Raw genomic sequence first — 20,909 nt, 5'->3', positions numbered from 1 at the left:
CGGGGGTAAGTCAGTCAGCGCGTCGCGCGCCGGCGAGACTCAGCCGCGCGGAGGGCGCAGGAGCTTGGACGGATCGATGCCGCCGATGAGCGATGCCGTTAGGATCGACCACGCGCGAGCGGCCACAAGCGCCGGCACCGGCGCGGTCGCCGGGCCGTCGAAGGCGACCCAATGACCGGCTGCATGGGCGAGAAGATGCACCGGCCCGTCGCCACCGCCCTGCTTGGCGGGCGCATGATCGTCTTGCTCCGCCGCAACCGCATGGTCATCGGCCTGGTCGTGGTCGTGATGGTGATCGACCGCGGCAACCTGAACGACGCTGTGGTCGTGGATCATCGCGCTGTGCCACCCCGACACGACCACGAGGCCGAGCATGGCGACAAGCGCCAGCACGACTCCGAGGATCGCGGAAGAGGAACGACGCATCGCCATCGCGCGCAGCGTAGGCGGACGTCGGTTATCGGGCAAGGAAATCACTTGCCCGGCCATTTCGGATGCCGGCGGTCGATCACATAAGGGTGGTCGCCGTGGCTGTGGACGGTCAGATGCGGATCGTCGGCGGCGAGGTCACCATGCTCATGCGCGATCACGTCTGGGTCGTTCGCCGGCCATAGACGGACAGCGACCAGGGTGCCGATCGCGGCAAGGATCGCCATTGCGCCGAACGCCGCTTCCATCCCGACGCGGGCGCCGAGCTGACCGACGAGCGGATAGCAGACGAGCCAGCAGACGTGGCTCAGCGCGAATTGCGCCGCGAACAGGGCGGGGCGATCGTCGGCGTTGGCCGATCGGCGCAGCAGCCGTCCGGACGGTGTGACGCTCGCCGAATAGGCGACGCCAAGCACCAGCCATCCGCCGAGCAGGACGTGCCAATAGGCGGGGCCTGGCTGCATGGTGGCGGTGATCGCGGCGAGCGCCGCCAGCGCCAGCGTCAGCACGGCCGCAGCGACCAGCATGACGGTCCGATCCGCGATCCGGTCGAGGATGCGGGGCAGGGTCAGAGCGGCGGTGATCGAGCCGCCCCCGAAGGCGGCGAGGGTCAGCGCGACGTCCCGCTGCCCGAGGCCCATGCCCTTCACGATGACCACGGTGTTGACGATGACCATTGCGCTCGCCGCAGCGGCGGTCAGGGTCAGCGCTAGGAGGCCGCGCAGACGCGGCGTCGCGAGATAGATGCGCGTGCCGCGCGTCGTCTTGTCGTAGATGCCGCCCTCCGCCTCGACCGGCGCCGGTCGGGGCAGGACGGTCGACACGACCAGCAGCGCCGACGCGACGAAGCCGATCGCGGTGCCCGAGAACAGCCAGTGGTAGCTCATCACCGTCAGCAGCCCGGCCGCGAGGATCGGGCTCGTCAGGCTCTCCATGTCGTAGGCGAGACGGGATAGGGACAGCGCTCGGGTGTAGTCGCGCTCCTCCGGCAGCACGTCGGGGATCGTGGCCTGAAAGGTCGGGGTGAACGCGGCCGATGCCGATTGCAGGACGAAGATCAGGACATAGACCTGCCACACCTGGTTCACGAACGGCAGGCAGACGGCGACCCCGGCGCGGATGACGTCCATGCTGACCAGCAGCGCGCGACGCGGCACCCTGTTGGCGAAGGCGCCGGCGATCGGCGCAACGCCGATATAGGCGATCATCTTGATGGCGAGCGCCGTCCCCAGCACCGCCCCGGCGCTGCCGCCCGCTATGTCGTAGGCGAGCAGGCCAAGCGCGACCGTCGCGAGGCCGGTTCCGATCAGCGCGATGATCTGCGCGAGGAACAGGTGCCGATAGGTGCGGTTGGCGAGAACGCTGAGCATGTTCGCCACATATCCCCCCGGGGGGATATTGTCTATCCCCCCGGAGGGATACTCGACAGCGCCCGGTGGAGCGCACTACATGGGGGCATGGCCCATCACGCACACACCAGCCACCCGGCGATCATCAAGCGGCTCAACCGCGCTGCCGGTCATCTGCGCAGCATTGTCGGCATGATCGAGGAGGAGCGACCCTGCGTCGACATTGCGCAACAGCTCCAGGCCGTCGAAAGCGCCATAGCCAGCGCCAAGCGCGCGCTCATCAACGACCATATCGACCATTGCCTCGTCCATGCAGAGGAAGGCGAAGGTCCGCAGCAGGCGATTCAAGAGTTCCGGGCGATTTCGAAGTATTGGTAACTCATCCAAATCAGCAGCAGCGCCGCTGCAACAAAAGGTTGATACGAAACAACCCCCGTCTCCGGCATCATGCCGGGCGTTGAATGGACTTGCTGCGCGAGCGGCATATCGTTCTTGGGACGGTCGCTGCTGTCACCGATCCTCGTTCTGTCTGGAACCCGCCGTGCAGCTCTTGGTCAAACCCGTGATACAAGGTGTCCCTCCAGGGACGTCTGAACGTGGCAAGAGCTGCCGTTCCAGATGCCGTTTAGGGCACGGCAGCTTTGTCCCAAGCTCACTCATTCCAGCTTGCGCGCAAGACGACCAACCGCTCCAGCTTCAGCAGCCAGGTTGCGATTATAGGCGAGCGGCATGCGCGGACTTTTCCAGCGCAGCGCATCCATGATCCCAGCCAGATCTTCGCCCGCAACGAACAGGTCTTGATTGAGGCCCACACGCGTCGAATGCGCGCTGATCCCTTTTAGAAGCCGCGACAGATCATCAGCGGTCAGGTCTCCCAATGCGCCGCAGTCGAATGCGCGCTGGATTATTGCCCGCCAGATCGGTCCGATCGATCCCGGATGGAGCGCCGAGGCACCGATGTCATATTCGATCCGCGCCTTGACCGCGGGCTTTGAAAGCGTTTTGCGCAAATCCCAGGTCTCCCGGCCCGAGATGCTGTCGATCGAACGGCCCTTTACGGCTGCCCGCGCCTTGTAGCGCCTGACCTGCACCCGCCTGAACAATGGCCCCGCGTCGATCCCTGCCGCCTCTTTCCATGCTGCGATTGCCCGCACTGAACGTGGTGACAGATAAGCTGTGGCCCCCTCGCCTTCCTGATCTCCCTTGCTGCGCGCGATGGCAAGAAGGCGCGCCTCTGGATCAAGCGCCTCGAGGATGTCATCCACCTTGATCGCTACAAGCTCGGATGCGCGCAGCCCCGTGTCATAGGCCACCGACAACAGCGCTCGATCCCGCAGGCCCGGCACATCGTCCGCGCAAGCTTCCAGCAATGCCCGCACATTCAGCCCGCGCGGACTGTCGCGCTCCACGTCTCGCACCGGCCCCTTGAAGCGCAACGGACGCGCCTGAGCCTGCGCGGTGCCCTTCTCGCGCCGGATCGCGCGCAGCCGCAACTTCACAAGATCAGCCTGGGTGGGATCCTTGAGGTCGAGCAGCTGATGGATTTTGGCGATCGATGCTTTGTAGCGCCCGAGCGAGGCCGGCTTAGCCCCCTTCGCTGCCCGCGCATCGAGGTAGTCGGCGACGATCTCCGGCGTCGCCGGTAGCGCAATCCTCTTCATGCGTCGGCACCAGAAGTCGAATGCCTCAAGATCGGATTTGAGCGCGCGGATCGAGTGCGGCGAGCTGGCGGCCTGATAGGCCGCGATCAGTTCAGCGTTGATGACGATACGGGTCTCGGCCCGCATCTGGGTAGCAGTCCAGGCAAGCTCGGGCATCGTCGCCGGCGTCAGGGCGGCCGCGACAGCGCCAGAGGCGTCGAAATCGCCGGTTTCAGGGCTTTCCTGCCCCTCTGATGCTATGGCCTCCATGGCGGCCACTGTAGCGGACCTTATAGACAGGCGTCAATTCGGCTTATATGATAAGTGCAATTATCGCAGGTACACGACTGAACACTAATTGGGAGCGAAACCAACTGCTGACTTTGGTTTCGCTCTCTGGCATCGTTGCCACCCTATGACGCGGACTGAAGCCCTGCGCGCCGACGACAGCCTGCTCCTGCTCGGGCGCCTCGATGGCCGATTGCACGGTAGCCCCTGCGCCGACATCTTCCTCGCGCGCGCGCGCCTGGAGGGCGCCGCCGCACTCGCCGGTCTCGCCGGCGTGCCGATCGCGGTACGCGACCTGCAGGACTGGATCGCCGGCCGCACGCCCCCGCCCCGCGCGTCCGAAGGTCTCAATGATCCGATCTCGGTTGCCGCCGTCTTCCACCTTGCGCTCAGCCGCGACGAGGATCTCAAGGATCCGCTCGCCCGCGCTACACTCAATGTGCTTCGTAGGGTACTCGATGACCGCACCGAGGCGGAGGTTTATGCGGCTGAGGACCTGGCGCATTTCGGGCCGATGTGGCGACAGCTGCGGACCGCGGCGGACGCCCCCTTCCCTTCCGGCGACCTCCTTGCTGTCGCAAACCGCATCTTCGAGCTGTTCGCGCTGACCGAACCGGCAACACCAAGCAGCTGGGATGTCGTCAGCGTCGATGGTCGCGCTCTCGACCTGCCACCCCGCGGACGCAACCGAAACTGGCTGATCTCCGCCGCCGTACCGCTAATGCTGTGCCGCGTCGGCTTCACGACCCGGGTGATCCCCTCGTTCATCCTGATGCCGAAGTTTCTGCCCCCCTCCCCCGCCGAGCTGGCGGGCACCTTGGCGCAGGCGATCAGCCGAACCGCGCAGGCTGGCTTGCGCGACCTCGACGCGATCGAGCGTGCGGCGTCGCGCATCCAGACCGATCTGGCCGTCACGAAGCGGAGCAAGGCCCCTCTCCTCGCCCGCCTGCAGCTTGCCTATCCGGGCCTTCACCCAAGCGCGGTCTCGCGTCTGCTGGGTGTGACCCCGCAAGGCGCCCGTAAGTTGCTCGCTTCGCTGCCGCAGACCTCACACCCAGCGCTGGTCTAGCACAGCGCGGATTGCTTCTCCTGTTGTGGCGCGACCCGCCGGTAAGCTCCGCCGCGAGATCGGGTGCAAAGTCGGTGCCTTCCGAGCGACCGTCTGCCGAATTGCACGCGTGCAATTCGTATAACACCGTCAATCTAATGGACAATGTAAGCCGGTTACGAGATCTCGGTGCCTACATCGTCCGCGCTACGCCAGCAGTCCCTCGATCGCCTTGAGCAGCTCAGCCGGTGAAGCCTCGGCTTTCGCCGGCACCTTGATCGTAAGCCCGCCTCCCCGCGCTTTGGTGTAGCGCAGGATGACCTTGCCGCCCCTGCCGGTAATCTCCTTCTCGGCGCCGCCCTTTACACTGGGCGCAGCGGTTGCCTTCACTAGGCGTTTCGCCACTTCGGGCCCACTAAGCCTGACGCCAGTCTTGTTCCGCTCCTCTTCGATGCGCTCGGCCTCGTCGCGCATCTTGGCGAGGGCCTTCGAATCTCCCGTAAGCGGCTTGATGTCACGCGCGACACGTACCGTAATGTCGTGCGTATCGGAGAACGCTGCGACAACTGCCTCGGGCAAGCGCGCCACGTCGAGCAGCCGGCTCAGCCATGACTTGGAGAGGTTCAAATGCTCGGCCATCTGCGACTGCGAACCTTCGTAGAACTCAGCGAGCGCGACCGTATATTCTTTGGCCCGCTCCCAATCCGAGATGTCCTTGCGCGAGCGGTTCTCGACATCTGAAACCCGGAACGCCTCCTCGTCGGTGACACTCTGGATCGTCACGAGATATTCGAACTCGGGGTGGTGATGCGCCCGGAGCCATTTCACCGTCCACCAGCGTCGGACGCCGGCGATGATCTCGAAGTCGAAGTTCGGGTCGTCTTTCAGCCGCCGGACGATAGCGGGGATTCGCTGCTTCTTGGCGGAGAGAAAGGAGTCGATAAGATCGCGGCAGCTATCTTCGGTCAGATGGTCGAGGTCGCGATTGTGCATCCGCCATGGGCGGCACCGTTCCGGATCGACCCACTCTGTCCGGTCGGCGACCGTTTTCCCGGTCGCGATGCGGGCGAGCGTCTGGCTGCGGCTTGCCATGATGCCGTCGGCAGGGGTCACCTTATCGAGGTTCTCCTCGTCGTCTAGCCCCTCTGTGAACATCGAGCCGAAGCCCTTATTGCCCTTGCTCATCGGCACTTTTCTCCTTCTCTCGTGCCCTCGCCGACGGGCGCCAGCAGGCCAAAGTTGCCACGTGGCAACTGCTCCTCCCGCAGGCCCTCGCGCTTTCATTCTGTCGTGTGCGATCTGACATGCATTTCCGGCCTAAACCGTTGCTTTTACTGCGTTCTTCCACTTTGTTGCCACGTGGCAACTTGGTGATTCCTGCTTTGTCTCGCTCCTAAATTGCCCGCGCTCGCTGGTGAGAAAAACGTTGGAGTTGCCACGTAGCAACTGCCCCTAGATTTGCCCCCCCGCCCTGCTCGCCCAGGTGCGCAAAACGTCCTGCTCGATATCCTGGCAGACGTCGTTAAGATGCTTCATGCAGCGGTTGTGGACCTCGTGCGACGTTACGGGCCTCTCGAGCTCGAAAACGGTTTTCATCCGTGAGCTTGCGTTGTCGATTTCCGCGCTTGTGACCATCACCGACTGCGTCATTGAGCCACCAAAAACCTGCCGCATCATCGACAGTACTTCCCGGTGCATCGACTTGCTCTCATCCACACGGCTGCCGACCAGCCGGATGAAATTATAGGCCGGCCGCCCCCGCCCGGCGAGTTGCTCGAGCTGCTTCATCGTCGTTCGCGTCATGTCGATGAACGAGACCGTCGAGGCGAAATCGACGAGGCTCGGCGGCACCGGTATGACCATGCAATTGGCGGCCTGAAGCACAGCCATCGACACCATGCCCAACGCCGGCGGTGGGTCCATGATTACGACGTCATAGTCGTCAACCACCTCATCGATCGCCTGCGCGATCAGGTCGATGATCTCCATGTTCTGATTTCGCGCCATATGACCGGCGATCTCATACTCGAGATTATAAAGCCGCAGGTTCGACGGGATCAGGTGGAGGTTGTGAAAGTGCGTCTTGCGGATGATCTTGCGAACGCCGAGCAGCTCCGGATTGTGGAAATGCCCGTAAAGCGTGTCTTCCTCGTCAAGGTCCACGTCGGGGCGATAGCCGAACATCATGGTTGACGACGCTTGGCTGTCGCAGTCGATGAACAGAACCCGGTAGCCATTGATTGCAAAATGCTGAGCAAGATGCAGCGCGATCGTCGACTTGCCCACGCCGCCCTTGAAGTTGCAGACCGAGATGATCGCCGGGGTGTCGGTCGGCTCGCGCCAAGGACGCGTTCCAAACACCTCGCGCATATGATCAAGCTCTTCGAGCGTGTACTGCAGCCGATGCCCGGAGCCCGTTCGGCCCCGAGCGGGGAGGCGGCCGTCGCGCTCCGCTTCCCGTACGGCAGATGCCGTCCGCCCGACCAGTGCAGCAGCTTTCGAGATCGGGAAGGTCGGGCCCGTCTTCTGACCCGTTTCAGGATCCACCGCGCTGTCACGGATGCGCTTAAGGATCGTCAGCGACTTTCTGTGGAGCACGTCCAGACCACCTTCGATGAGGTCGTCCGGCTGTGCTAGGGTGTGGTCGTTAGCCATCGCAGTCCGCTTCTGTGGGTTTGATACGCCACGATAGCCGTGTTGGCAGTTTCGGGCAAGAAAATGGCCACCGGACTTACAAGTTCACCGATGATCTCCGAGCCCTTTGCACCTGAGCATGCTTTCTGGCCAACGCGCGGCGGCTACGACCGATGATCTCCGTTCCTTTTGGGTATGGTGTAAAGTACGCCGCTGTCACCGCGCCGACAAAGGGCTGGCTGTGGATAACCACCGATGATCTCAGTACCTTGCGATGATCTCGGTGCCTACCAACGATGATCTCGGTGCGGAACGACCGATGATCTCAGAGCGCATACCTATTACTAGAATCACCCTATAAAAAACCGATTCGCGAATCGGCTTGATTTTTCCATTTTTGGGTGAAGGAGGGCAGGGCAGGGCGCAAAACGGCACCGACATCATCGGTGTTTCTGCAACTCTGACGGACGTTTCCCCTCCCAAACTGCCAACGGGGTTGATTTCAAGCCTCAAACCTGTTGAGACATGCTCATCAGAGCCCCCGGCAGATTCGGGGGGAAGGGCAGACCATGAATGGGGATCAGCATAAGCCGCTGGGGCATCAGTACGCACTAGCCATGCTCAACGGTGGGGAGGAGAGCGTCCGCAGGCTCGCCACCACTGCCGGCACCCAGCTCACCTTGGACGCGTTCCTGCGCGTGCAGGACGAAGAACCGGTCCCTGCCTTCCTCCATTCCGCGCTTTGTGCGATGTCGCTGCCGACCAAGCGACCCAAGGACGACACTCAGCCCATCGTCCGTGAAGACGGGAAATATGCGCTGGCCATCAATCCCAGGCCGGTGCTTCAGAATGTTGACGGCAAGTCCGTCATGCGAAGCCTTGGTGTGCCTTATGGCGCCTATCCGCGCGTTGCCCTGATCTACCTCCTTTCCCAGGCGGTCATGAAGCAGTCGCGGGACGTTTATCTGGGCCGCAACTTCACCGAATGGATGCGCCGCCTTGGCTACCAGACGGTTTCCTATGGACCGCGCGGCACGGCCAACCTGATGCGGGAGCAGGTGGATCGGCTGCTGGCGTGCGAGTGGCAAATCCGCTGGGACGGAACTGACACGGAGGACAACGCCTTCGCCGTCCGGGACGTGAAGATCTCCAACGAATATGCGGGTTCGCTCGACAAGAACGGCTCATTCGCGCGCGAAATACGTATGTCGGAGGCGTTCTACACGCACCTTATCGACCATGCCGTGCCACTCAATGAGATCGCCATCCGCGAGCTCAAGGGTACGCCAACGGCGCTCGATCTCTACACCTACCTTGCCTACCGGCTCCCGCGGATAGGATCGGACAAGGGTCAGGTCATCTCGTGGGACCAACTCGCCAAGCACCTGGGCAACGAAGCGGACAGCAAGCGCTTCCGACAGACCGTACGCGAAACCATGCAGATCGTGTCAGCGGTCTATCCCAACGCTAATGTCGATCTCTCCGGGCGAAAGGTCATCCTGCATCCGTCACCGGCACCGCTGGAGCGCAAGCTCGTCGGCCCGCACCTTCGGCTCGTCGGGGGCGAGGCTCCGGAAACGGCACCGAGATCATCGGTCAAACCACGCCATCCAGCGAAGCCCACGCTTGCGAAGGACGATGCACCGACTCTCCCGTTCCCTGCCGGGTCTCTCTCCTACGGCACGCGTGAGGCAGTCTTCCGCCAGATCGCGCTGAACAAGGGCCATCCGTGGTCGGTGGATGACATGGCGGCTGCATTCCGCAAAGGATGCCCCGATTTCAACCGGCCGCGCACCGATACAGAGTGGCTGCGGATCTGGGAGAAATTCGTCGTCGCCTATGCTGATCGCCGCGCGAATCGAAGCGACGACTGACCGATGATCTCCGAGCCGTTCGCGTTGAGGCGAGCGCAGGCTGAATCTGTCTCCAAGTCGCACGTCGACGGCAGAGAGGAAAGGAGGGCCGAGCGTGTAAGCAGGAGGTAGAATTATGCCGCTTACAGCCAAGAGACCGACGCAGGAACTAGTCGACATCGTCGGGGCACTCGGCGGTACCTGGAGCGGCTATATCGCGATGTGCCGCTGCCCAGCTCATAGCGACAGCGATCCGAGCCTGTCGATCCGCCAAGGTGATCGCGGGATCCTCGTCACCTGCTTTGCCGGATGCTCGCGAGAGGACGTCTTGAGGGAACTCCGCCGGATCCGACCAGGTCGCCATTATGCGGCACCCGACGCGACGGATCCGCAGCGCCCGGCCAATGTCGAGCGGCTCTGGGATCAGGCTGGCGATGTTCGAGGCACCCTGGCCGAGCGCTATCTCGCTCGCCGCAACCTCCTTCCGCCGCCACGCGAGGTGCGCTTCCATCCGCGGTGCCCGTACATGCCGAAGCCGAAGACGGTATTCGAGCCGGCCTTGCTGATCGCGGTGCGCGAGACCCGTCAACTGGTCGCCATTCAGCGGATTTTTCTCGACCCAGCGACCGCCCACTATACGCGCAAGGTAATGCTCGGCACGCCTGGGAACGGCTCGTGGCGGGGCGGGGAGGGGGGCACGATCCTTGCGATTGCCGAGGGCTTCGAAACCGCTGATGCGTTCGCTCGCCTCAACGCCATCCCCTGCTGGGCTTCTCTCGGCGCACGGCGTCTCGATCAACTGATCATCCCGTCCGCGATCGATACGCTGCTCATCGCCCAGGACAATGACGCCGAAGGCCGGCGCGCGGCCGACAAGGCCGAGAACCATTATCGACGGCCGGGTCTGATCATCCGCCGGGCACCACCCCCGGCAAAGTTCAAGGATTGGGCGAAAGCCCTCGACGCCACCGTCCAGCGCATCGGCGCCTAGGCGCTCGGCGCCGGAAGAGGGGAGGGGGATCGAGAGCGTGATGCTGCTGAGGGTGCAGCCACGCAGGAGATCCCGAGATGACCGACCTCTTCCACGCGGCCGATCGCGCCGACCATCATGCCGCGCGTCTGCTCCTTCCGCACCTCGCAGCGGACAGCGTCATCAGCCGGCGCCTGATCAACGATATCATGGTCACCGCTTTCGGCGGGTCCGACGCCGACGGCCGCTGGACTCAGCGCACGAGCTTCGAGGTCCTCGAACATGCGCTCGCCGTACACCTCCGCTCAAGCGGCCAGGGCTTGAATTCTTTTGCCGAAGTCAGCGGCCTGATCGCACTTTCGGAGAGGCTCCCGACCCAGACGGTGCGGAGCGAGGAGCAACTCGACTGGCAGCAATTTTCAACGCCAGTCGACATCGCCGCCGTCGCCGTCCTGCTTGCGGACGTCCAGCCCGATGACGTCATCCTCGAGCCGAGCGCCGGCAACGGACTGCTTGTCGCTCAAATCGGGCAACACAAAGCCCTCCACCTCAACGAGCTCGATCCCCTCCGCCGCGGGCGGCTGCACCACGTCTTCCCGGAGGCTACGATCTCCGGCGAGGACGGCGCAACGATCAATTCGACCTTGGCTGCTGCCGAGCGACCCTCGCTCATCCTCATGAACCCGCCGTTCTCGCGCTCCCTCGGGCGCGGCGCCGACGACTATGCGGCGGTCCGCCATCTACAGGCTGCGCTTCGCCGGCTGCAGTCGGGGGGACGTCTGGTTGCGATCATGCCTGATTGGTTTGGACCCAGCGCCAGAATGCGCGACCAGTACGAAACGGTGCTGCGCAACGTCACCGTCCAGACCTCGGTGCGGCTCGAAAAGTGCTATTTGAAGCACGGGACGTCGATCGCCGTCCGACTGTTCGTGATCGACAAGGTCCCCGGCAAGGCGCCGCCTTCCGTGATCCAGCGTTCCTCCGTGGCCGAGCTTCTCGATGCGCTGCGCGTTCCCGAAAGATCGAGGGCCCGTCGAGACGAGTGCGTGCCTGCGCCAAAGCGGTCGGGCGGCATCTCGCTTTTTCGCGCGGTCAAGAGCAGCCGGCCAGAACCGCGGACCTTTCACGCGCCGGTTCGTAACGATGTGCTCCCCGTCGAATATGAGAAGCTCGCGACGCCCGCACCGCTCCTCGAGCAGACCGGCGTCTATCTTCCCTACCGGCCAAGCCGCATCAGCTTCGCCACCGCCGGCGAACATCCGACCGCGCTGGTCGAATCCGTGGCGATGGGATCGATCCCGGCGCCGGTCCCCGACTATGTCCCCTCGCTCCCCGAGCGCACCGTGGCCGAGCGCCTGCTTTCCGCCTCCCAGCTCGAAACGGTCGTCTATGCGGGGCATGCCTGGGCGCAGACGATCCCCGGCCGCTTCAAGCCGAACAAGGAAGGCGTCGGCTTGACCCTTGCCGAGGACGGCGAAGCCTATCGCAAGGGCTTCTTCCTCGGGGACGGGACGGGTGCAGGCAAGGGACGGCAGATTGCCGCCTGCATCCTCGACAACTGGCTCCAGGGCCGCCGTCGCAACATATGGGTCACCAAGAATGCGCCGCTGCTCGAAGATGCGCGTCGGGATTGGACTGCGCTTGGTGGCCTCAGCGGCGACATCCAGCCGATCTCCAACTGGAAGATCGACGAGCCGATCAGGCTCGAGCAAGGAGTTCTTCTCGTCACCTACCCGACGCTCCGCTCGATGCGCGGCGATCACAGCCGGCTGAAGCAGATCGTCGATTGGGCGGGGGCCGACTTCCAAGGCGTGCTGGCGTTCGATGAAGCCCATGAAATGGGCGGCGTCGCGGGCGGGGAGGGCGCCCTTGGGGCCAAGGAAGGATCGCAGCAGGGTATCTGCGGCGTGCTTCTCCAGAACCAGCTTCCCGGTGCGCGCGTGCTCTATGCCTCGGCGACCGGCGCGTCTGACGTCAACAATCTCGCATATGCGGTGCGACTCGGTCTCTGGGGACCGGAGACCGCCTTTGCCGATCGCGAGCAATTCATCAGCGGCATCCGCAAAGGCGGCATCGCGGCGATGGAGCTAGTGGCTCGCGATCTCAAGGCGACCGGTCTCTACATGGCCCGAGCGTTGAGTTTCGCGGGCGTCGAGTACGAAATTCTGCGGCACGAGCTGACCCCGGCCCAGATCGAAATCTACGACACATATGCCGACGCCTGGTCGATCATCCACCAGAACATGGAGCGGGCTCTCGAACTCACCGGCGTCGTCGACGGGCTGGAAAACGCCACGCTGAACAGCGGTGCCAAGGCGTCGGCTCGCTCGCGCTTCGAATCCACCAAGCAGCGGTTCTTCGGACAGGTGCTGCTGTCCATGAAGCTTCCGACCGTGATCGCTGCCGTCCGCCAGCATCTCGCAAACGGCCAATCGGTCGTGCTGCAGCTAGTTACCACCGCAGAATCGATCCTGGATCGTCGTCTCGACGCACTGAGTCCCGACGAACGAGCCGAGCTCGAGATCGATCTCTCTCCGCGCGAATATGTGATCGACTATCTCGAGCGCGCCTTTCCGACCCGGCAGATGCGGGTCTTTACCGACGACACCGGCACGCAGCGTTCAGTGCCCATGGAAGACGAGGCGGGAAATCCCGTTTACAACCCGGAGGCCGAGGCCGCGCGTTCACAGCTCATTGAAGACCTGTGTGCCTTGCCGCCAATCACGTCCGCACTCGACGGCCTGCTCGAGCAGTTCGGGCACGATACGGTCGCCGAGGTGACGGGGCGGACCAAGCGGCTTGTCTCAATGGCCGACGGCCGCCAGAAGCTGGAAACCCGCTCGACCCGGACCAGCCAGGCCGAGGCGGCCGCGTTCATGCAGGGCCGCAAGCGGATCCTCATCTTCTCCGATGCCGGCGGGACGGGTCGGTCATACCATGCATCGCGCGATGTGCCGAACCAGGAGCAGCGCGTTCACCTGTTGCTGGAGCCCGGCTGGCGCGCCGACCGAGCCATCCAGGGCCTGGGCCGCACGCACCGCACGCATCAGGCGAGCACCCCGCTGTTCCGGCCAGTCACAACCGATTGCAAGGGCGAGCTACGCTTCACGAGCACGATCGCGCGCCGCCTCGACAGCCTGGGCGCTCTTACCCGCGGCCAGCGCCAGACCGGCGGGCAAAACCTCTTCGACCCCGCCGATAATCTCGAGAGCGAATATGCCTGCGCGGCGCTTGTCACCTGGTTTCATCTGCTCGTCGGCGGCAAGCTGACCAGCGTGTCGCATGGCGAGTTTGAACGCCGAACCGGGCTAGAGCTCTGCGACAAGGACGGAGTCATGAAGGATGAGCTTCCGCCAATCCAGCGCTGGCTCAACCGGATCCTGGCGCTCCCGATCGCCCTTCAGAACAAGATATTCGATGAGTTCCTTTCCTTGGTCGAAACCCGTGTCTCGGCCGCGCGCGACGCCGGGCGTCTCGACGTCGGAGTCGAGACGATCCTCGTCGATACCGCGACGCTGGTCGATGACACATTGTTGCGAACCGATCCGGTCAGTGGGGCGACATCACATCTGCTCACGATCGAGATCGCTCATCGCAGGACGCCGGTCGCGCTGGACCGCACCCTCCATATCGCGGACAGCGATGCTACAGCCGAGTTCCTGATCAACGGGAAGTCCGGCATGGTCGCGTTGCAGACCCGTGCCCGCGCCCTCATGGAGGAGAAAGAGGGAACGCCCATTCCGCGCTTCGAGCTTATGCGGCCGACACGGCGTGAATACATGCGGGAGCAGGAGCTGTTCGAGAGCGCCTGGACGCCGATCGACCGCGACGCCTTTTGTCGAAAGTGGCTCGAAGAGGCAGAAGTAGCAGCGAACAAGGTCGACACCGAAACCATTCGGCTCGCGACCGGCTTGCTACTCCCGATCTGGTCCGCGCTGCCGAGCGATCATCTTGTGGTCAACCGGATCGCGGACAAGGCTGGCAACAGCTGGCTCGGACGCCTCGTCTTCGACGAGCATGTCGTGCAACTCTTCACGAGGCTCGGCATCGACCGTGCCGAGAACATGCCACCCACGGATATCGTCAAGTCTGCCTCGTCGGGACGCAGCGTCGATCTGACCCGGCCCTTCCCGATGACGATCAAACGCTCCCTGGTGAACGGCTCCCAGCGGATCGAACTGGTCGGTGCACCGCCGCAGCAACTCGCATGGCTCAAGTCCCTCGGTTGTTTCACCGAGGTGATCCAGTACCGGACGCGGGTCTTCCTTCCTATGGCCACGGCCGATGAGACCCTGGATCGGATCCTTGCCGGCACATCGTGAACTCGCCTTTCGACATTGGGCGATAAGCGAACGCGAATATTCGCCGGATTGAAATTCGCGTAGGGCGCCCACATCTTAGCCATCGTTCAACAACGGAAAGGAGGTGGTCAGATGTCTCATTGTCACATGCCGCGTGCGGCGGTTCTCATGAGCAAGACCTCCGCCTCGGGGGTCCGGCTCGGCTGAGCTGCTCGTTAAGACAGGACAATGGAAGGGTCGTCCGAAAGGGCGGCCCTTCGTTTTTGCGCGCGGTCCGACATCGGGCGCATGCATGCGACAACAGGGGCGCGGACGCGCGAGGACCAGAACGTCCTGAAGCAGAGAGAGGGAAGGGGGGTCGGAGATGGTGTCCGGAACTTGCCGGGCGCCATGAGGAGTATCCCCCGTGATCCAGACCGTCAAACTCAGCAAGCTGCGTCTCTCGCCGATCAACGTGCGCACGGCGCCGGACGAACAGCTACAGATCGGACCCATGGCCGCGAGCATCGAGGCCAAGGGCGTTTTGCAGAACCTTCTCGTCACGCCGGCGAAGAAGCCGCGCGGCACCTTCGAGGTGTTCGACGGGGGCCGCCGCTGGCGCGCGCTTCGTCTCCTGGCGGACCGCGGCACGATCTCCGAGACCGACTACGATGTTCCGGTCATGGTGCTGACCGGGGAGGACGCCGAGCTCTCCGAAACGTCGACCGCCACCAACTTCCACCAGCTCAAGATGACGCCAGCGGAGGAGTGCCGCGCGTTTCAGCACTTCATCGGCAAGAGCGGCGACATAGACGCGGTGGCCAAGCGGTTCGGCGTCACCCGCCGCTTCGTCGAGGGTCGCCTCCGGCTCGCCGCGCTCGCAGAGCCGATCTTCGAGGCGCTGAGCAAGGGCGAGATCACGCTCGATATCGCGAAGGCATATGCGTCCACGGAGAATCGGGAAAAGCAGCTGCTCGTTTGGAACACCTACAAGCAGAGCGAGGTGACCGCCGACACGATCCGCCGCGTCATCGAGAACGAGACGCTGAAGGCCAGCGACCCCATCGCCATCTTGGTCGGCGAGCCGCGCTATCGGGCGGCCGGCGGAAAGATCGACGGCGACCTTTTCACTGACGGCAACGATCGTTGGGTCAATCCCGAGATCGCCCACCGGCTCGCCGGCGAGATCATGGAGAACGAAGCCCGGCGGATCGGCGAGGAGACGGGGCTCGCGTGGATCCGACCAATCGCCAGCAACTACACGCACAACGCGGCCCACGGCCTCTATCGGGTCATTCTCCAGTCGCCCGAGTTGACCGAGGTTCAGATTGCGCGGCTCGCCGAGATTGCCGAGCGCCGCAACGTGCTCGAGCTCGAGATGCAGGAGCCGGGCCTCCCGGAGGACGAGTTCAAGGCGCTCGATCAGGAAGACGATCGGCTCATCGCCGAGGCCGAGGCGATCGAGAACCGTCCTCCGGCGTTGCCGGATGAGCTGAAGGCGCATGTGGGCGCGTTTCTCGTCCTGACACCCCAGGGGGAAATGCGGCTCGACTCCCAGTTCTACAGCGAGCAGCCGATCGTTATCGAGAAGCCGGCCGGGCCAGTCACGGGCGAAGACGATCCTGCTCGCGACAGCACGCGTCGCGACGAGGAACCGGGTGCGGGGAGAATCCGCGTTGCCGAGCGTGGCTCCTCTCCGACGGCCCATCGGCCCGAGGCCGTGGCACCCGGTGGGAAGCCGCTCAGCGGGCGGCTGTACGACGAACTTGCCATCCAGCGGCGCGACATCCTTGCATCGTGCCTACTGGCGCAGCCCGCTCTGGCGCTCGACTTTGCCCTCTTCGTAATGATCGACGCGCGCATGTGCTCGGCCGGCGGCGCCTCCGACAGTGCGGCCAGATATGGCACGACGATCCAGGCGATGGGCCCGCAGGACCCGTTCGTCGGCGACATGCCGAGCTCCCGCGCGCGCGCCTATCTGGCTGAGGCTCATGACGGTCTCGATGCTGCCTGGACCGAGCATGACAGCGAGATCGAGCGCTTCGAGGCATTCCGCGCCCTCGATGACGAACGCAAGGCCAACTGGCTCGCCTATATCGTCGCGCTGTCGCTTGAGGCGAAGCCTGGTCTCTCCAATGTGCAGATACCTCTGCACAACCGGCTCGCTACAATTCTCGAGGTCGATGTCGCGGGTTGGTGGCGGCCTACCTCGGAGAATTTCTTCGACCGCGTGAACAAGGGCACCATTCTCAGCCTTCTGCACGAAATCGGCGGGCCGTCCCTAACAGCACGGCACGCATCGCTCAAGAAGACCGAAATCTCCGAGAGCTGCCAGAAGCTGTTCGCCGGCGAGTTGATCGTCGAGTCCGAGGTCAAAGAGGCCGCGCTCGCCTGGGTGCCCAATGCGATGCGCTTCCTCGACGTCCCGGACGGCGCCATCGTCGATCCCTTCAACGAGGCCGAGCCCAATGGCCTTTCCGACGATGGCGGAGCTCTGCCCACGGCCGAGGACGAAGACGTCCTTGACGCCGTCGAGGCCTGACCCGCCCGCCATATCATCCTGACCAACATCGAGGGATCTAGTCGCCGTCGCCCTTGCGTCGGCGGCTAGCTCTCGCGCGACCGGAGCCCATCGCCATGCGCGCCAACCAGAAACCGAGCCGGGACGTCGCCGCCGAGATCACCAACCTGATCATCCGCAAACTGGAGGAAGGTGTGCCCCCGTGGAGCCGGCCGTGGCGCGTGAGTGGCGCCGGGGGCCGACCGCTCCGTCACTGCGGCACGCCTTACACCGGCATCAACACTGTCTACCTCTGGGCGATCGCCGATGCGAATGGCTATCGATCGCGCTACTGGATGACCTACCGACAGGCCGAGGCCCTGGGCGCAAATGTCCGCCGCGGTGAAAGCGGCTCGCTGTCGGTCTATTATTCCAGCTTCAAGAAAACCGAGTCTAACCCCGTCACGGGCGCCGAGACCGAGAAGAACATTCGGTTCCTGCGCCACTATGTCGTCTTCAATGCCGATCAGATCGACGGCTTGCCGGCTTATTTCTATCCCGGCGCGGAGACTGCCGATCCGGTCGACCCGTCGGCTCGGCAGAGCGCGATCGACGCATTCTTCGGCGCCATCCCTGCGGATGTACGCCACGGCGGCGATCGCGCATTCTTCCACCCGACCTTCGATTATATCCAGATGCCGCATCAGCGATCCTTCAAGACGATGGATCACTATGCGTCAGTGCGCGCGCACGAGACGACGCACTGGTCGGGCGGCACCACCCGCCTCGCGCGTACGTTCGGCAAGCGGTTCGGTGATCAAGCCTACGCATTCGAGGAACTGGTCGCGGAGATCGGGAGCGGCCTCGTCTGCGCGCAGCTCGGCCTTCCCAACACGCTGCACGATAATCACGCGAGTTATGTCGCTCACTGGCTCGGCATTCTGCGCGCCGACAAGACCGCGATCATCCACGCGGCGGCCAAGGCGGAGCAGGCGTTCAATTATCTGCTCGCTTTCGGCTCCGATCACCAGGCGCGGGGCGCCTCGGCGTCCGGTCCTGTCGCCGCACTGCCTGCGGCGGCGTGACCCTTCTCCCGATTTCGAAAGGAGTTCCTCATGGGATGGCTCACCATGCCGTTCACGTCGATGGGCGGTCACGCCTCGGCGAAGGCCTATCTCGACGACCAGTTCACCTATACCCGCACCGTGGATGGCGGGACATCCGGCCTCAGGGTGCTCGCCTCGTCCTGCGCGCAGAACCGCACCTACTATGCGGCCGCGCAGCTGATGACGAATGGGGCCGGCGGCGAGGTGTTCGCGATCATCTGCAAGGTTATCTGGAATCCTCGCAGCAAGACCGGCGAGCAATTCGGCTACAAGGACAGTGCGCCGTTGCGGCGCTGAAATGGAGTATCAGTGATGATGAGGTAAGTTGAGAATGCCTCTGCTCGCCGGACTAACCTCGGGCCTCACAAGGTCTGAAATCCCGAAAGGGACGGGGAACAATAGCATGTTCGGAAAAGGCCAGATGCGTCTTAGTCGCAAATGGAGGCGATGACGGTCAGGGCAAGGTGCGTATGGTGAAGGCTACACTGCTTAAATCCCAGTCTGCAGCAATCTATATAGCGATACTGGCGAAAGCGACTGTCACGCCAGGTCCGGATGATGACAGCGGTCTCATGTCTTGGCCGCCTGTTTCTCAGCCCATCCGGTGCGCCTCTCGTCGAGGGGTTTAGTGGACGAACGGGACACCTAACCGCGCCGCATCTCCATTCAGCGTAACTACGGGATGCCCTAAACAGGCGGCTTCTGCCGGCCTGCATGGGTACGGAGCCGCCATATTACTCAAATGCCCGGGGTAATGCCCGGGACATCGACCTCTTCGGAGGCGGCGGTGCAACTGTATAAGGTCTCGAGCGATCGGGCCGAAAGCGGGGAAGACCGGGGGAAGGGCGGCAGCTGTGATTCTTCAACCACCGATCATGGGGTGTGCTGATGCTGCCAGAAACTGTGAAAGGCCGGTTGGAGGCCATTCCGGCGCTCGTTGCGTCGGGCAAAAGGGTGAATGGACTCTATCGTCTGATGGGGTCTCGCCTCCTTTGGGAGGAGGGGCTCCAGAAGATCGGATCCAACAAGGGTGCGATGACGCCGGGTATTGACGGCGAGACCTTCGCGGACTTCGGACCGGAAGACCTCGACCCGATTATCGCCAGCGTGACGGCAGGGACCTATGATCCCAAACCAGTGCGTCGGGTGTTTATCCCGAAAGGCAAGGGCAAACGGCGTCCGCTGGGCATTCCCACGCGCGACGACCGCCTCGTTCAGGAAGTGGCGCGGCAACTGCTCGAACGGATCTATGAACCGGTGTTCTCGAACGCCTCCCATGGATTCCGGCCGGGCCGGTCGTGTCATACGGCGCTTGAACACGTCAAAGCCGTATGGACGGGGGTGAAATGGCTCGTAGATGTGGATGTCGCGGGGTTCTTCGAGAACATCGACCACGACATCCTCCTGCGGCTGTTGCGGAAAAGGATCGATGACGAGAAATTCATCGGCTTGATCGGCAGCATGCTTAAGGCGGGTGTTATGGAAGACCGGGTTCACACCCGGACCTACAGCGGCACTCCGCAGGGCGGTATCGTCTCTCCAATCTTGGCCAACATCTACCTCCATGAACTCGATATGTTCATGGCGGAACGGATCGCGGCTTTCGAGAGGGGGAAGGTCCGTGCCACGAACCCGGAATATGGGCGACTGGCTGGGCGCATCCAGAAACAACGGAAGCGCGTCACCATGCTGCGGGCCAAAGACAATGTCGACGAGGTGAAGGTTGCGGCCTCCTTGGCCAAAATCCAAACCTTACTGCCGCAAAAGCGGTCCATCCCGTCGAGAGACGCGATGGACCCCGGTTATCGCCGACTTCGTTACTGTCGCTACGCGGACGACTTCATGATTGGGGTTATCGGTAGCAAGGAGGATGCACGAAGCGTGTTCGCCGAAGTCAGGGCATTCCTGACCGAGGCGCTGGCGCTCACGGTGTCCGAGGAGAAAAGCGGTATCCGCAAGGCGAGCGATGGAGCCGCCTTCCTTGGATATGAGGTCCGCACATATACGACACGCCAACGGGTTGTCCGGAGCCGACAAGGTTCCGTCAGCTTCCTTCGTAGGCCGCCGTCGGAAGTGATGCAGCTGCATGTCCCTTGGGAGAAGGTCCACGCGTTCGCTTCTGCAAAAGGTTATGGTGATCTGTCGGTGTTGAAGCCGCGTCATCGTAGCCTGCTGCTCAGCTGCAGCGACGTTGAGATCGTCCTAGCTTACAACGCCGAATTGCGGGGTTTTGCGAACTACTATGCTCTCGCCAAGGATGTGAGCTTCAAGCTGAACAGGCTTGAGTTTCTCCAGCGGTGGAGCTTGTTCAAGACCTTGGCCAGCAAGCACAAAACCAATGTGCGAGCGGTCGTGGCCCGCATGAGGACGGGGCAGGAATTCACCATCGGCTACGACGTCGATGGCCAGCCCCGATCGGTCAAAGTCTGGAAACTGGCTCATCTGAAACGTGATCCGGCCACCTCGTCCAGGATTGATATCCAGCCTTGGACGCAGGTGTTCACCCACTCACGTACGGACTGGGTTGATCGTCAGAATGCCAAGCAATGCGAGGCTTGCGGTCGATCCGATGTTCCGTGTCAGGTGCACCATATCCGGGGGATGGCCGATGTTTCGCACCGCGGTTTTGTCGTGAGAATGAAGGTGGCACGCGCCCGCAGGACGGTGGTCCTGTGCGAGCAATGCCACTGGGATACTCACAGAGGCCGCCTGCCCGATCTACGGCAAAGTGATGGTTCGTCACAGTGGAGAGCCGCATGCGGTGAAAGCTGCACGTGCGGTTCGGCGGGGGGATCAGGGCTGACTCCATGAG

The 20,909-nt window shown here is 63.3% G+C and carries 13 protein-coding genes and 1 pseudogene; 9 read left to right on the top strand and 5 right to left on the bottom strand.

The genetic code is table 11. The features are described 5' to 3' along the window. Positions 1–39 precede the first annotated feature (39 nt). Positions 40–432 (bottom strand): hypothetical protein, encoded by a 393-nt coding sequence (locus tag ACAX61_RS15465; RefSeq protein ID WP_370715647.1) that lies wholly within the window; start codon positions 430–432, stop codon positions 40–42. Positions 433–473: 41 nt separating this feature from the next. Further along, positions 474–1,799, bottom strand: coding sequence for an MFS transporter (locus ACAX61_RS15460; protein WP_370715661.1), 1,326 nt, complete (start codon positions 1,797–1,799; stop codon positions 474–476). 87 nt (positions 1,800–1,886) lie between these two features. Between ACAX61_RS15460 and ACAX61_RS15455 the strand changes: the two genes are divergently transcribed. After that, positions 1,887–2,156, top strand: coding sequence for a metal-sensing transcriptional repressor (locus tag ACAX61_RS15455; RefSeq protein ID WP_370715646.1), 270 nt, complete (start codon positions 1,887–1,889; stop codon positions 2,154–2,156). A 278-nt stretch (positions 2,157–2,434) separates the two neighbouring features. Here ACAX61_RS15455 and ACAX61_RS15450 read toward each other — a convergent pair whose 3' ends face one another. Beyond that, on the bottom strand, positions 2,435–3,595 hold the full coding sequence (locus ACAX61_RS15450; RefSeq protein WP_370715645.1) for a site-specific integrase: 1,161 nt from the start codon (positions 3,593–3,595) through the stop codon (positions 2,435–2,437). Positions 3,596–3,833: 238 nt separating this feature from the next. Here ACAX61_RS15450 and ACAX61_RS15445 point away from each other — a divergent pair, with 238 nt between their 5' ends. Further along, positions 3,834–4,775, top strand: coding sequence for a hypothetical protein (locus ACAX61_RS15445; protein ID WP_170172176.1), 942 nt, complete (start codon positions 3,834–3,836; stop codon positions 4,773–4,775). A gap of 186 nt (positions 4,776–4,961) precedes the next feature. On the opposite strand, the gene ACAX61_RS15440 is transcribed toward ACAX61_RS15445, so the two are convergent. Together ACAX61_RS15440 and ACAX61_RS15435 are read right to left on the bottom strand one after the other, a co-directional pair. Continuing rightward, positions 4,962–5,939, bottom strand: coding sequence for a ParB/RepB/Spo0J family partition protein (locus ACAX61_RS15440; RefSeq protein WP_170172177.1), 978 nt, complete (start codon positions 5,937–5,939; stop codon positions 4,962–4,964). A 267-nt stretch (positions 5,940–6,206) separates the two neighbouring features. Further along, on the bottom strand, positions 6,207–7,409 hold the full coding sequence (locus ACAX61_RS15435; RefSeq protein ID WP_170172178.1) for an AAA family ATPase: 1,203 nt from the start codon (positions 7,407–7,409) through the stop codon (positions 6,207–6,209). Between the two features lie 548 nt (positions 7,410–7,957). Between ACAX61_RS15435 and ACAX61_RS15430 the strand changes: the two genes are divergently transcribed. The 7 genes and pseudogenes from ACAX61_RS15430 (at position 7,958) to ACAX61_RS15400 (ending at position 20,908) form a co-directional block, all read left to right on the top strand. Next, positions 7,958–9,262 (top strand): replication protein RepA, encoded by a 1,305-nt coding sequence (locus ACAX61_RS15430; protein WP_170172179.1) that lies wholly within the window; start codon positions 7,958–7,960, stop codon positions 9,260–9,262. 115 nt (positions 9,263–9,377) lie between these two features. After that, a complete protein-coding gene (locus ACAX61_RS15425) occupies positions 9,378–10,232 on the top strand; it encodes a DUF7146 domain-containing protein (RefSeq protein WP_370715644.1) in 855 nt (284 codons plus the stop codon). 77 nt (positions 10,233–10,309) lie between these two features. After that, complete coding sequence (locus tag ACAX61_RS15420) at positions 10,310–14,533, top strand: strawberry notch-like NTP hydrolase domain-containing protein (RefSeq protein WP_370715643.1); 4,224 nt, start codon at positions 10,310–10,312, stop codon at positions 14,531–14,533. 385 nt (positions 14,534–14,918) lie between these two features. Beyond that, positions 14,919–17,033 carry a ParB/RepB/Spo0J family partition protein gene (locus tag ACAX61_RS15415; protein WP_370715642.1) on the top strand — a complete coding sequence of 705 codons (2,115 nt, stop codon included), beginning with the start codon at positions 14,919–14,921 and terminating at the stop codon, positions 17,031–17,033. Positions 17,034–17,128: 95 nt separating this feature from the next. Further along, positions 17,129–18,076 (top strand): ArdC family protein, encoded by a 948-nt coding sequence (locus ACAX61_RS15410; RefSeq protein WP_370715641.1) that lies wholly within the window; start codon positions 17,129–17,131, stop codon positions 18,074–18,076. Positions 18,077–18,106: 30 nt separating this feature from the next. Beyond that, positions 18,107–18,373, top strand: a pseudogene (locus ACAX61_RS15405) (DUF6927 domain-containing protein); the annotation flags it as partial. A 612-nt stretch (positions 18,374–18,985) separates the two neighbouring features. Then, on the top strand, positions 18,986–20,908 hold the full coding sequence (locus tag ACAX61_RS15400) for a reverse transcriptase domain-containing protein (protein WP_024018999.1): 1,923 nt from the start codon (positions 18,986–18,988) through the stop codon (positions 20,906–20,908). Position 20,909 lies beyond the last annotated feature (1 nt).

This window comes from Sphingomonas sp. IW22, from assembly GCF_041321155.1.
Classification (GTDB): Bacteria; Pseudomonadota; Alphaproteobacteria; order Sphingomonadales; family Sphingomonadaceae; genus Sphingomonas.
This window is presented reverse-complemented; position numbering and strand designations above follow the sequence as displayed.

Coding starts and splice junctions, on each gene's coding strand:
- ACAX61_RS15400 (WP_024018999.1), top strand. CDS start 18,986: ATGCTGCCAGAAACTGTGAAAGGCCGGTTGGAGGCCATTCCGGCGCTC.
- ACAX61_RS15425 (WP_370715644.1), top strand. CDS start 9,378: ATGCCGCTTACAGCCAAGAGACCGACGCAGGAACTAGTCGACATCGTC.
- ACAX61_RS15410 (WP_370715641.1), top strand. CDS start 17,129: ATGCGCGCCAACCAGAAACCGAGCCGGGACGTCGCCGCCGAGATCACC.
- ACAX61_RS15420 (WP_370715643.1), top strand. CDS start 10,310: ATGACCGACCTCTTCCACGCGGCCGATCGCGCCGACCATCATGCCGCG.
- ACAX61_RS15430 (WP_170172179.1), top strand. CDS start 7,958: ATGAATGGGGATCAGCATAAGCCGCTGGGGCATCAGTACGCACTAGCC.
- ACAX61_RS15435 (WP_170172178.1), bottom strand. CDS start 7,409: ATGGCTAACGACCACACCCTAGCACAGCCGGACGACCTCATCGAAGGT.
- ACAX61_RS15440 (WP_170172177.1), bottom strand. CDS start 5,939: ATGAGCAAGGGCAATAAGGGCTTCGGCTCGATGTTCACAGAGGGGCTA.
- ACAX61_RS15450 (WP_370715645.1), bottom strand. CDS start 3,595: ATGCCCGAGCTTGCCTGGACTGCTACCCAGATGCGGGCCGAGACCCGT.
- ACAX61_RS15455 (WP_370715646.1), top strand. CDS start 1,887: ATGGCCCATCACGCACACACCAGCCACCCGGCGATCATCAAGCGGCTC.
- ACAX61_RS15445 (WP_170172176.1), top strand. CDS start 3,834: ATGACGCGGACTGAAGCCCTGCGCGCCGACGACAGCCTGCTCCTGCTC.
- ACAX61_RS15465 (WP_370715647.1), bottom strand. CDS start 432: ATGGCGATGCGTCGTTCCTCTTCCGCGATCCTCGGAGTCGTGCTGGCG.
- ACAX61_RS15460 (WP_370715661.1), bottom strand. CDS start 1,799: ATGCTCAGCGTTCTCGCCAACCGCACCTATCGGCACCTGTTCCTCGCG.